Origin of the sequence: Nonomuraea zeae, from assembly GCF_005889725.1 — a bacterium.
In the GTDB taxonomy this organism is placed as follows: Bacteria; Actinomycetota; Actinomycetes; order Streptosporangiales; family Streptosporangiaceae; genus Nonomuraea; species Nonomuraea zeae.
The window spans coordinates 18,839-29,533 of sequence record NZ_VCKX01000151.1 but is presented as its reverse complement, the minus strand read 5'-3'; the positions used below and the strand labels follow the sequence as shown (position 1 = coordinate 29,533).

Genomic DNA, 10,695 nt, shown 5'->3' with positions numbered 1-10,695 from the left:
GTCCCGCAGCACCCCCGTCCCGCCCGTGACGGAGGCCCCGCGGGCGCGCCGCAGCACGGACTGCACCCGCAGCGCCAGCTCGCGCGGGCTGAACGGCTTGGTCACGTAGTCGTCGGCGCCCGTCTCCAGCCCGACCACCCGGTCGATCTCCTCGCCGAGCGCCGTCAGCATGATCACGGGGACCGGCCACCGCTCCCGGAGCTTCCTGCACACCTGCAGCCCGTCGATCTTGGGCAGCATCAGGTCGAGCACCATGAGGTCAGGCGGGTGCGCCAGCGCCCTGCGCAGCGCCTCCACGCCGTCACCGACGCACTCGACCTCGTGCCCGTCGCGCTCCAGATAGCGCGCCACGACCTCGGAAACGGTCGGGTCGTCATCGACGACCAGGATGCGCGTCTTCACCACTTCACGGTACGGCGGCGCCCCGTTCGGTGACATGTACGTCATTACTTCGTAAGCCTCGCGGATCATCCCCCGAGGACGTACGGTAGCCACATGGGTAGAGTCGTGATGCTCGTGCTGGGGGCCCTGCTGGGTCTCTTCGTGCTGTTCAACTTCTTGTTGCCGATGCTGGTCGGGCTGGTCAAGGTCGCCCTGATCATCGGTGTGGTCGCTCTGCTCGTCTTCGTCGCGGTCACCGTCGTCGGCAAGTCCTCACGTTCGCAGTGACGCAGTTCCTGTTCGACCCGTGGCTGGTCGGGATCACCATGATGGCGATCCTGCTACTGGCCACGTGGGCAGCCACCCTGCTGCCCACCCTCAGCGGCGAGCCGCCGGGCTTCCCGCTGACCTACGCGCGCCGTACGGCCTTCCAGCGGCAGCGCGATCCCGACGCGGCCGGGCGTTCGCGTCCACGCGCTCCATAACCGAGCCCCGCTTCCCGTCAAGCGGGGCTCACTTCGCGCGCAGTGTCCGCTCCTTCGCGCACAACCGTGGTGAGCCCTGAAAACCTGTCTCACCAAAAGGTTGGGCTCATGATCGATTCTCTTGTCACGTTCGTCATCACCATGTCCGGCGGCCACGCCGCGCTCGGCATCGTGCTGTTCACCCTGGCCGTACGCCTTCTGCTGCTGCCGCTCAACGTCCGCCAGGCCCGCACCGCGAAGATCCGCGAACGGCTCGCCCCCAAGCTGCGCGAGCTGCAGAAGCGCTTCGCGCGCAACCCCGAGCGCCTTTCCAAGGAGATGTCCGCGCTCTACGCCAAGGAAGGCAGCTCGCCGTTCGCCGGGTTCCTGCCCATGCTGGGGCAGCTGCCGTTCATGTGGCTGATGTACCGGGTGGCCACGCACCCGACCGCGCTGGTGGGTCACGACCTGTTCGGGGCGCCGCTGGGCCAGCAGGTGGCCGGCGTCGTCGCTAATTACGGTCTGGCCAGCACCCCAGTTTTGGTCTTTGTGGTGGTCATCGCACTGGTCGCGGTGGTGGCATGGCTTTCCACCAGGCAGATCAAGGTGTCAGAAGAGCAGCCGGAACTCATGAGGAAGCTCGCGCCGCTCCTCCCGTTCGGCTCCGTGCTGGCCGCGCTCGTGCTCCCGCTGGCGGCCGGGCTCTATCTGCTCGTCTCGACGGCGTGGGCCGTCTCGGAGCGCGCGGTGCTGGCTAGCCGGCCTCTCTGAGCGCGGCCACCTGCCCCACCACCTGCCCGTTCGCCGATCCGTTGGGAGCGGGCAGGACCGCCCACACGGTCGTCGTGTCCCCGTCGTGCCGAACCCCCCAGCTCTCCGCGACGTATTCGACAATGCCGAGCCCTCGGCCCCCGAGCGAGGACAGGGTCGGGCGGCCCGCCCGCGGCTCGGTGGCCGCACCCCCGTCGCTCACCGCCACTTCGATGTGGTCGTCACTGCGCAGCCAGGCCACCCTCACCATGCCTGACGGCAGCGGGTGCGCGTGCCGCAGCGCGTTGCTCAACAGCTCGCTCACCACCAGCACCGCATCGTCGATCGCAGCGGAAAAGACCCCACTTTCCTGCAGGTCAGTGCTCAGACGCTGGCGGGCGACGGCGACGCTGGACGGCGCGTACGGCAGCAGCACCACGCTTGACACACCCACCTCCCCGTTCCCTGTGCCCCCCGCGGGAACACTCCCCGGTACGACCGAAATGCCCCGTTACTCAATCCCAGAAACCGCATCTCGATCACAGCTTGTACACATTGGACGATAGATCAGCTCAACCGTGACCACCTCGTTACCGCATCGGTGTGTCGGATCCGATATTGGAAGCGCACCGAAGGACGAGCCGCATCCTCGTGCCACCTCCAGGTCGCGGATGAGCACTCACATCTCCCCCCTGTGCGCGGGCCAGACTCCGCACGATGTAGAGCCCTAGCCCCACTCCACCAAACCTTCTACGATCGCCGCTGTCCACCTGGACGAATCGCTCAAAGATCCGCTCCCGGTCAGGCGGGGCGATACCGACGCCCTCGTCATCGACGACGACCACGACACTGTCGTCCTCCGGCCACGCCTCGACGCTGATCAAACCGCCCTTCGGCGAGTATTTGAATGCGTTCTCCAGCAACTGCCCCAGAACGATGTCCGTAGCCAGCGCGTCCCCCAGCACGTAGGGCAGCCCGTCCGGGATGACCACCTCGACCCGGTGCTTGTCCGACAGCACGGGCAGCCCGAGCGTGGCCGCGTCGATGCGCTCGGCCAGGTCGAAGGTCTCGATCCGGACCTTCAGCTCGTCGGCCCCCGCCCGGGAGCCCAGCAGCAGGTGATCCATGAGCTGCCCGAGCGATCTGGCCCGTTCGGAGATCGTGTGCACGGCCGAGCGCCGCTCGGCGTCGCTCAGCTTGTCCCAGCGCGAGTCGAGCGTGCTGGCGAACCCCCGGACGATCGTGATCGGCGTCCGCAGCTCGTGGCTGGTCGTGGCCAGGAACAGGTCCTTGGCCTCCTCCAGCTCCTTGGCCGTGGTGACGTCGCGGAAGTCGATGACCACCTCGCCCGTCTCCTCGATCTGGGCGCTCACCACGTCCAGCCACCGCCCGGTCTCCATCTGGAACGTGACCTTCTCGCCCGGCTTCGGCAGCGGGAACGGCGGCGGCCCGCCGATCACGGCGTCGGCGGGGAAGGCGGTCAGCTCTGCGGCGGCCGGGTTCCAGCGGACCACGCGGCCCGTGCCGTCGAGCACCGCGATGCCGTCGGCGCTGGCGTCGAACACGGCGCGCTCGTGCGCCCGCTGCCGCACCGCCTCCTGGTAGGCCACCGCGTTGCCGACGGCGATGCCCGCGTGCCCGGCGAGCAGCTCCAGGAGCTCCAGCTCCAGGTGCCCGGGCGTGCGCCGGGCGAACAGCGCGTAGAGGGCGCCGTAGGGCCGCCCGCCGACGGCGGCCAGGCCCAGCGCGATCGTGTGCAGCCCCTTCAGCCGCGCCCACACCAGGTCGTCCAGGCCGTCCGACTCCAGCATGACGGTCTTGCCCGTGCGTAAGAGCTTGTCCACCAGGCTCGTACGCAGGTCGGTGGTGGTCCCCCTGATGCTCTCAGGCAGCCGGTACGTGCTGACCAGCCGCAGCCGATCCTCCTCGATCAGCACGAAGCCGCCCGCGTCGGCCCCCGTGAGCTCCGTGAGGCTGGCCGAGATCCGGTCGAGCACGGCCGACAGCTCCAGCTCGGAGTTGATGTCGCCGACCACGTCGGTGAGCCGGCGCACCAGCCTGGCCCGGCGCGCCATGCGGTTCTTGGCCACCTCGTCGACCTGCGCCAGATGGTGCACGCAGACGTAGCCGGCCACGGCGCTGCCCAGGCGCAACGCGCTGATGTCCACCCGCAGGTCGAGCATGGTCCCGTCGCTGCGCAGGCGCTTGGTCCGCAGCGAGACCTGCCCCCCGGTGCGTACGCGCTCCAGCACGGCGTTGTGCTCGGCGGTCAGCTCGCCGGGCACGATAGGCGCCCTGCGCCCGAGCATCTCGCCCGTCGTCCACCCGAAGAGCCGCTCGGCGGCGTCGTTCCAGACCAGCACGCTCTGGTCCCTGTCGAGCACCACGACGGCGTTGGGCGAGCTGGCGAGCACCGCGCGAGCGATCTCATCGTCACTACCGGCCCATTCGTCCCCCACACCTCCATAGTGCACGTGGCGCGGTGGGTGCGTCGGGCGATCCGTCCGATACGCTGCGGTCACGGTGATTCTCGGCGGCTGGGGAGGGTGAGGGAATGTCGAGCGGTGATCTCGATGCCCTGCTGCGCGTGACCTCCAGCACCTACAGGGGCGAGTCGCCGCCGGACATCGCCTTCGGCACCTATGACGGGGCCGTGGGCAGGCTGGTGCTCGCCGTGACGGGCAAGGGCATCGCGGCCTGCAGCTTCGAGCCGGAAAACGACGTCTACGAGCTGGTCAGCCGGCATGTGGGCACCTTCATCGGGCCCGACCCGCGCCGGCTCGACCCGGTGCGCAGAGAGCTGGACGCCTACTTCTCCGGGCGCCTGCGGGCCTTCACCACGCCGGTCGACCTGTCGCTGGCCACGTCCTTCGCCCGCACGGTGCTGCAGAAGACGATGGGCGTCCCCTACGGCACGACGACGACGTTCGAGGCGATCGGCGAGAGCATCGGCCGGCCGCGCGCGCTGCGGGCGATCGGCAACGCGCTGGCCTCCAACCCGATCTGCGTGATCGTGCCCTGCCACCGGGTGGTGCGCGCGGACGACGGGCTCGGCGACTACGCCGGTGGCGCGGCCGCCAAGCAGCATCTGCTCAACGTCGAAAGGCGCGTGTCAGCGGGCGGATGAGCGCCGTCGGCGCGGCCAGCCGATGAGCAGCGTCACCACGGCGGCCACGAGGGTGGCCCCCAGCGCGCCGTTCATCCAGCTCTGCCGGGTGAAGCCGATCAGGTCGCGGGCCCACTGCCAGAAGTCGCCCCACCACCCGGCGGAGAGCGTGGAGGTCGTCAGCCAGTAGGCGACGAAGCCGAGCGCCCACGGCACCAGCATCGACCAGCGCGAGGGCGCGTTCTCGGCGGTGTTCCAGCGGTGGGCGCCGCCGAGCAGGAAGTAGTCGACGGCCAGCACCGCGAACATCGGCACGAACACCGCCCCGATCACGCCCAGGAACGCGCCGTACGACCCGACGTCCACCACCAGGGCGATCGCGACCGTGAGCACCCCGATCGCGACGGAGAAGACGCGCCGGTCCACGCGCGGCATCAGGTTCTGCAGCGAGACCGTGGTGGAGTAGACGTTGGCGAAGGACTGGTCGCTCTCGCGCAGCACCAGGATGCCGAAGAACAGCGCACCCAGCGGCACCGCCACGAAGGGGCTGAACACCGCCGTGCCGTCGGCCTCCACCGCGCCCGCGCCGGCCATCGCCACCGCGTAGACGCCCAGCCCCAGGCAGGCCACCTGGGCCAGCGTGTAACCGCCGACCACCCCGGCGAACGCCGCCCTGCTCGATCTGGAGTGCCTGGCGAAGTCGGCGGCCATCGGCACCCACGACACCGACAGCGCGATCACGTAGTCCACCGCGGGGGCGAACGCGGTCCACGACCCGCCGGTGTGCGGCGGGGCCTCGGTCAGGAAGAACCAGCCGAACCAGATCAGCGACACGATCACGCCGGCGGTGACGTACCGGCGCAGCAGGCGGATCGAGCCGAGCGGCCAGATCGTGAGCGCGGTGGTCAGCACCCCCGCCACGATCACCCACACCTGGTACGGCACCGACCCGAAGATCGCGGTCGCGGCCTTGGCGATCACCCAGAGCTCGAAGGCGCCCCAGCCGAGCATCTGCACGATGTTCAGCACCGTGGGCGCGTAGGAGATCTTCGCCCCGAACAGCCCGCGCAGCAGCACCATCGCCGGCTGTCCCGTCTGCGTGCCCGGAATGGCGGACAGGCCCACCATGGCCGTGCCGATCAGGCTGCCGACCACCGTCGCCACCAGCGCGGCGGCGAGGCTGAGCGGGGCGTTCCCGAGGGGGTTGAGCAGGAGCAGCGCCCCGGAGAAGCCCAGGAGGCTGACACCGAGGTTCGCCCAGAGCGCGCCCTGGTCGAGCACGCCCAGCGTCTTCGGGGGCCGTCCTTCGAGGGTCAGCGGAACTTCGTCGACGGCATGCGACATCGCATACTCCCTACGCCGGCATTACCCGGACAGGTTCAGGCGGTCGGCAGCGGATCACTAGCTGCCCTCTCAGCCCGGCACCCCGAGCTCCCGCGACGATCTGTAGTTTGCGTCCTCATGATGCCTCAGTGGCGGCGAAACCGCCATAGTGGGCGACTTCAGGCGACGAACGGCTCCTGGCCAGTCTCGCTGACCATGGGGCGCTGCGCGGACTCCCACGACTGCATGCCGCCGCCGACGTTGACCGCGTCGCGGCCGAGCTGGTTGAGCCACGCTGCCACCTGAAGGGACCGGCCGCCCACCCGGCAGACGACGTAGACCGTGCGGTCGTCCGGGACCTCGTCGACCCGGCCCTGGATCTGCGTCATGGGGATGTGCACGGCCTCCGGAGCGTGCCCCGCCAGCCATTCGTCCTGCTCTCGGACGTCGAGGAGGTAGGCGTCGGCGGGAATGGCACTGGGCTCGATCTCAGGAACGGTCATGACTCCATTGTCGCCCGTCGCGCATCGTAGGCAGCACGCGCCGCGGCGATCTCCGACGTGTGCTCCTCCGTCCAGGTGACCAGGGACTTGATCGTCTGGTGGAGGGTGCGGCCGAGCGGCGTCAGCGCGTAGTCCACCCGGGGCGGCACGACGGGGTGGACCGTGCGGGTGACCAGGCCGTCGCGTTCGAGCTGGCGCAGGGTCACGCTCAGCATGCGCTGGCTGACGCCGTCGATCTCGCGGCGGAGCTGGGTGAAGCGCAGGCTCTGGCAGTCGAGCAGGGCGATCACGAGCAGCGACCACTTGTCCGCGATCCGGTCGAGGATCTGGCGGACCTCGCAGTCCTCGCGGACGTCCCACTGGCGCACGTCGTAGTCGTCGTCGTCCATGGTGCCTTCGCAGTAACTGAGTGATCTCAAAGTGCCGTCTTCCACGAGATTTCATGTTGCCGCATGATTTGGACGGTTACAAGAGAGAACCGACCTGCCTAAAAGTAACCGGGGGTTTGTCATGGCCATGCCTGCCCGCTCATGGGGCGTACTGATCGTTTTGTGTGGAGCCATCTTTCTTGAGGGCATCGACGTCGGCATGCTGAACGTCGCCCTCCCGTCGATCCGGGCCGACCTCGGGCTGTCCACGGGGCTGCTGAGCGGGGTCGTGAGCGCGTACGTGCTCGGTTACGGCGGTTTCATGCTGCTCGGCGGGCGGGCGGCCGACCTGCTGGGCCGGCGGCGGATGTTCCTGCTCTGGCTGGGGGTGTTCCTGGTCTTCTCCGGGCTCGGCGGCTTCGCGACCGAGGGCTGGGTGCTGCTGTTGGCCAGGTTCGTCACCGGGGTGGCCGCCGCGTTCATGACGCCCGCCGGGCTCTCCTTGGTCACCACGAGCTTCCCTGAGGGCCGGCAGCGCAACAAGGCCCTGCTGATCTACGCGGGCACCGCCGCCGCGGGCTTCGCGCTGGGCCTGGTGGCCGGCGGCGTGCTGAGCTCGATCGGCTGGCGCTGGGTGTTCTTCGCGCCCGTCCTGCTGTCGCTGGTGATCCTGCTGGCCGCGATCCCGCTGCTCAAGGAGACCGCCACCGAGCGGCCGCCGGTCGCGGGCTTCGACGTGGCGGGCGCGGCGAGCGTCACGGGCGCGATGATGCTGCTGGCCTACGGCGTGGTACGCCTGGAGCACCCGGCCGACGGCCTGCCGCTGACCATCGGGGTCTTCGCCGGTGGCCTGGCGCTGCTGGGGGTGTTCGTCGCCGTCGAACGCCGCACGGCCAGCCCTCTGGTCCGCTTCGGCATCTTCAGATCGGCCGCGCTGGTCCGGGCGAACGTGATGGCCGCCCTGCTCACGGCCTCGTTCTTCGGCTTCCAGTTCCTGGTCACGCTCTATCTGCAGGAGCTGCGCGGCTGGTCATCCATCGAGACGGGCCTGGCGCTGCTGGCGGCCGCCGCCGACGTGGTGCTCGCCCCGACGCTCACCCCATGGCTGGTCAACCGGTACGGCAACGCCAAGGTCGTGCTCGGCGGCCTGGTGTCTGGCCTGCTGGCGTACGCGCTCTTCCTGGGCGTCGGCCTGGACTGGGCGTACGCGGCCATGCTGCCGTCGATGCTGCTCATCGGCCTGATGTTCGCCTTCGTCTACGGGCCGCTCACGATCGTGGCCACGGACGGCATCGCCGAGCACGAGCAGGGCCTGGCCGGCGGCCTCATCAACTCCTCGTTCCAGTTCGGGGCGGCGCTCGGCCTGTCGGCGGTCACCGCGGTCAACGTGGCCGCGCTCGGTGGCGCGACCACGGCCGAGGCGGGGCTGTCCGCCCTGCGCACGGCCCTGGTGGTGCCGGTGACGGCCACCGTGATCGCCGCGCTCGTGGCCATCGTCGGCCTCCGCGCCCGCGCGAACCGGGCGGGCGCGGAGGAACAGGTGCCCGTCAGCGCCTGAGCGTCACTTCAGCAGCCGGGAGAGCCGCCGGTCCGCCAGCGGCTTCCCGCCGGTCTGGCAGGTGGGGCAGTACTGCAGGGCGGAGTCGGCGAACGACACCTCACGGATCGTGTCGCCGCACACGTCGCAGGGCTGCCCCGCCCGGTTGTGGACCCGCAGCCCCGACTTCTTCTCCGCCTTGAGGTCCTTGGCCGCCAGCCCGTGGGCGCGCTCGACCGCGTCCCTGAGCGTGGTGACGATGGCCTCGTGCAGGTCGGCGATCTGCGCGTCGGTCAGCGTCGCGGAGATCTTGAACGGGGACATCTTGGCCGCGTGCAGCACCTCGTCGGAGTAGGCGTTCCCGATGCCCGCGATGATCTTCTGATCGCGCAGCAGCCCCTTGATCTGGGTACGGTTGCCGCCCACGATGCGCTTGAGCGCGTCGACGGTGAAGGATTCGTCGAGGGGGTCGGGGCCGAGGGAGGCGACACCCGGGATATCGTCCGGATTTTTCGTGACATAGACGGCCAGCCGCTTCTGCGTCCCCGCCTCCGTCAGCTCGAACCCGGGCGCCAGCCCCTCCTCGTCCGGCGCCAGCCTGACCCGTACCGCCAGCGGGCCCTTGCCAGGACGGACGGGCTTCGCGGCCGAGAGGTCGTCACGCCAGCGCAGCCACCCGGCGCGGGCCAGATGGATGACCAGGTGCAGGCCGTCGCAGTCGATGTCGATGAACTTGCCGTGCCGCGACACGCCGGTCACGGTCAGCCCGCCGAGCGCGGTGACCGGCGGATCGAACGTCTTGAGCGCCTGGATGGCGACCACGTCGACCCCCAGGACCGTACGGCCGACCGCCCGCTCACGCAGGAAGCCGGTCAGAGACTCCACTTCGGGAAGTTCCGGCATGTGACCAGAGTACGGCGCGCGCCCCGATGGCTACGGCACGCTCCAGAACGCCAGCTCGTGCGCCATCCCCTCGGCGAACAGCGCCTCCGCCCGGTCCTGGTCCGGCGCGGCCTCGTCGATCAGCTGCCCGATCCGCGCGGTCAGCGCCGCGAAGCCCGGATCCGCGTACATGTCCACCCACGCCCGGTACCGCGGCTCGGCGGGCGGATTCTCCGCCATAATCTGCCCAAGACTCGAATATCCCCACATGCACGGATACAGCGCCGCAAGCCCCTCCCCGTAGGAGGCCGCCGACTCCAGCAGGAACGCCGTGTACGCCGCGCACGCGGGCCCCTTCACCGCCCCCTCCAGGTCGGCCCCGAACTCCGCCGACATCGACCTGTGCAGGCTCAGCTCGTCGTGATACGTCGTGTGCGCCAGATCCACCAGGTCACCCAGGTGCCCGGCGGGCGCCTGCCAGGCCAGCCGGGCGAACACCCGCACGTAGTCCAGCAGGAACAGGTAGTCCTGCTCCAGCCATGACCTGAACACCGGCTCGGGCAGGTCACCCCGGCCGATGCCGGCCACGGTCGGATGTTCGAGCTGGGTCCTGAGCAGCGGCCGGCCGATGGCGTGCAACTTCTCCGCAATAGTCATGGCTCGGAGGTTAGTGTCGGAGCATGACTGTGACGATCGCGGAAGAGCTCCTCCTCCTCGCCTACTCGGAGGAGGAGGGCAAGCAGCTCATCAGCGCGACGCAGCTCGATCCCGCGCTCGCGGGCGCGATCATCGCCGAGCTCGCGGTGGCCGAGCGGGTGGAGCTGTCGGAGAAGAAGCTGACGGTCACGAACCCGGCCCCGCTCGGCGAGGAAGAGCTGGACGCCGCGCTGGCCCGCATCGGCGCGGAGGGCAAGGACAGGAAGCCGGCCTGGTGGGTCCAGCGGTTGCAGTCGGGCAAGCTGCGCAGGCGCCTGCTCACCCGGCTGGCCGAGTCGGGCGTGCTGGCCGAGGAGCGCGGCAAGGTCCTCGGCATCTTCCCCACCACGCGCTGGCCGGAGGCGGATCCGAGCGTGGAGGCGAACGTCAGGGAGCGGGTCGCCGGCGTGCTCGGCGGCGCGGAGCCCGACGCCCGCACGGCCGTCCTGATCGCGATCATGCACGCGGCCAAGCTCGACGTGAAGGCGTTCCCCGGCGCGAGCAAGGAACGCATCAAGGAGATCGCCGAGGGCGCCTGGGCCGCCGACGCGGTCGCCCAGACCATCGCCGCGATCAACGCGGCCATGATCGCCGCCATCACCACGGCGGCGGTGGCCGGCGCGACCACCGCCGGCTCCTGACAAGGGCGCGGCGACCTCCGGCCGCCGCGCGCGGGCCGGCCGGC

14 protein-coding genes and 1 riboswitch are annotated in these 10,695 nt (G+C 70.0%); of the genes, 6 read left to right on the top strand and 8 right to left on the bottom strand.

What is annotated here, in order from left to right; translation table 11 throughout:
- Window positions 1–402 (bottom strand): response regulator transcription factor (locus tag ETD85_RS37085; RefSeq protein ID WP_138694495.1); only part of this gene is annotated, 402 nt, incomplete at its 3' end.
- A gap of 93 nt (window positions 403–495) precedes the next feature.
- On the opposite strand from ETD85_RS37085, the gene ETD85_RS63530 reads away from it, so the two are divergent.
- From ETD85_RS63530 to ETD85_RS37075, 3 genes are all read left to right on the top strand, one after another.
- Window positions 496–669, top strand: a complete 174-nt coding sequence (locus ETD85_RS63530) for a hypothetical protein (protein WP_170247031.1) — start codon at window positions 496–498, stop codon at window positions 667–669.
- Window positions 666–866, top strand: a complete 201-nt coding sequence (locus tag ETD85_RS37080; protein ID WP_138694494.1) for a DUF6412 domain-containing protein — start codon at window positions 666–668, stop codon at window positions 864–866. The genes ETD85_RS63530 and ETD85_RS37080 overlap by 4 nt, the downstream gene beginning before the upstream one ends.
- Window positions 867–974: 108 nt before the next feature.
- On the top strand, window positions 975–1,616 hold the full coding sequence (locus tag ETD85_RS37075; protein ID WP_138694493.1) for a YidC/Oxa1 family membrane protein insertase: 642 nt from the start codon (window positions 975–977) through the stop codon (window positions 1,614–1,616).
- Here the strand turns inward: ETD85_RS37075 and ETD85_RS37070 are convergent.
- Both ETD85_RS37070 and ETD85_RS37065 read right to left on the bottom strand, forming a co-directional pair.
- The gene (locus tag ETD85_RS37070; protein WP_138694492.1) at window positions 1,600–2,049 is read right to left on the bottom strand and encodes an ATP-binding protein; all 450 of its coding nucleotides are present in this window, start codon (window positions 2,047–2,049) and stop codon (window positions 1,600–1,602) included. The genes ETD85_RS37075 and ETD85_RS37070 overlap by 17 nt on opposite strands.
- Before the next feature lie 136 nt (window positions 2,050–2,185).
- Window positions 2,186–4,054, bottom strand: coding sequence for a sensor histidine kinase (locus ETD85_RS37065; RefSeq protein WP_138694491.1), 1,869 nt, complete (start codon window positions 4,052–4,054; stop codon window positions 2,186–2,188).
- A 95-nt stretch (window positions 4,055–4,149) separates the two neighbouring features.
- Here ETD85_RS37065 and ETD85_RS37060 point away from each other — a divergent pair, with 95 nt between their 5' ends.
- A complete protein-coding gene (locus ETD85_RS37060; RefSeq protein ID WP_138694490.1) occupies window positions 4,150–4,722 on the top strand; it encodes a methylated-DNA--[protein]-cysteine S-methyltransferase in 573 nt (190 codons plus the stop codon).
- Here ETD85_RS37060 and ETD85_RS37055 read toward each other — a convergent pair.
- From ETD85_RS37055 to ETD85_RS37045, 3 genes are all read right to left on the bottom strand, one after another.
- Complete coding sequence (locus tag ETD85_RS37055; protein ID WP_138694489.1) at window positions 4,708–6,045, bottom strand: purine-cytosine permease family protein; 1,338 nt, start codon at window positions 6,043–6,045, stop codon at window positions 4,708–4,710. The genes ETD85_RS37060 and ETD85_RS37055 overlap by 15 nt on opposite strands.
- Window positions 6,036–6,149, bottom strand: a riboswitch (TPP riboswitch). (Overlaps the previous gene by 10 nt.)
- A gap of 54 nt (window positions 6,150–6,203) precedes the next feature.
- Entirely contained in the window at window positions 6,204–6,527 is a 324-nt protein-coding gene (locus tag ETD85_RS37050; protein ID WP_138694488.1) for a rhodanese-like domain-containing protein, read from the bottom strand.
- Window positions 6,524–6,916: a winged helix-turn-helix transcriptional regulator gene (locus ETD85_RS37045; RefSeq protein ID WP_138694487.1), complete on the bottom strand. Its 393-nt coding sequence runs from the start codon at window positions 6,914–6,916 to the stop codon at window positions 6,524–6,526. The genes ETD85_RS37050 and ETD85_RS37045 overlap by 4 nt, the downstream gene beginning before the upstream one ends.
- A gap of 121 nt (window positions 6,917–7,037) precedes the next feature.
- Here ETD85_RS37045 and ETD85_RS37040 point away from each other — a divergent pair, with 121 nt between their 5' ends.
- Window positions 7,038–8,453 carry an MFS transporter gene (locus ETD85_RS37040; protein ID WP_338087201.1) on the top strand — a complete coding sequence of 472 codons (1,416 nt, stop codon included), beginning with the start codon at window positions 7,038–7,040 and terminating at the stop codon, window positions 8,451–8,453.
- 3 nt (window positions 8,454–8,456) lie between these two features.
- Here ETD85_RS37040 and ETD85_RS37035 read toward each other — a convergent pair whose 3' ends face one another.
- A complete protein-coding gene (locus ETD85_RS37035; RefSeq protein ID WP_138694486.1) occupies window positions 8,457–9,335 on the bottom strand; it encodes an Fpg/Nei family DNA glycosylase in 879 nt (292 codons plus the stop codon).
- Window positions 9,336–9,365: 30 nt separating this feature from the next.
- The gene (locus ETD85_RS37030; RefSeq protein WP_138694485.1) at window positions 9,366–9,971 is read right to left on the bottom strand and encodes a TenA family protein; all 606 of its coding nucleotides are present in this window, start codon (window positions 9,969–9,971) and stop codon (window positions 9,366–9,368) included.
- 23 nt (window positions 9,972–9,994) lie between these two features.
- Between ETD85_RS37030 and ETD85_RS37025 the strand changes: the two genes are divergently transcribed.
- The gene (locus ETD85_RS37025) at window positions 9,995–10,651 is read left to right on the top strand and encodes a GOLPH3/VPS74 family protein (RefSeq protein ID WP_138694484.1); all 657 of its coding nucleotides are present in this window, start codon (window positions 9,995–9,997) and stop codon (window positions 10,649–10,651) included.
- Window positions 10,652–10,695: the final 44 nt, after the last annotated feature.

Excerpts from the sequence above, each read along its gene's own strand:
- ETD85_RS63530 (WP_170247031.1), top strand. The coding sequence starts at position 496 with ATGGGTAGAGTCGTGATGCTCGTGCTGGGGGCCCTGCTGGGTCTCTTC.
- ETD85_RS37075 (WP_138694493.1), top strand. The coding sequence starts at position 975 with ATGATCGATTCTCTTGTCACGTTCGTCATCACCATGTCCGGCGGCCAC.
- ETD85_RS37060 (WP_138694490.1), top strand. The coding sequence starts at position 4,150 with ATGTCGAGCGGTGATCTCGATGCCCTGCTGCGCGTGACCTCCAGCACC.
- ETD85_RS37055 (WP_138694489.1), bottom strand. The coding sequence starts at position 6,045 with ATGTCGCATGCCGTCGACGAAGTTCCGCTGACCCTCGAAGGACGGCCC.
- ETD85_RS37050 (WP_138694488.1), bottom strand. The coding sequence starts at position 6,527 with ATGACCGTTCCTGAGATCGAGCCCAGTGCCATTCCCGCCGACGCCTAC.
- ETD85_RS37045 (WP_138694487.1), bottom strand. The coding sequence starts at position 6,916 with ATGGACGACGACGACTACGACGTGCGCCAGTGGGACGTCCGCGAGGAC.
- ETD85_RS37040 (WP_338087201.1), top strand. The coding sequence starts at position 7,038 with ATGGCCATGCCTGCCCGCTCATGGGGCGTACTGATCGTTTTGTGTGGA.
- ETD85_RS37035 (WP_138694486.1), bottom strand. The coding sequence starts at position 9,335 with ATGCCGGAACTTCCCGAAGTGGAGTCTCTGACCGGCTTCCTGCGTGAG.
- ETD85_RS37030 (WP_138694485.1), bottom strand. The coding sequence starts at position 9,971 with ATGACTATTGCGGAGAAGTTGCACGCCATCGGCCGGCCGCTGCTCAGG.
- ETD85_RS37025 (WP_138694484.1), top strand. The coding sequence starts at position 9,995 with ATGACTGTGACGATCGCGGAAGAGCTCCTCCTCCTCGCCTACTCGGAG.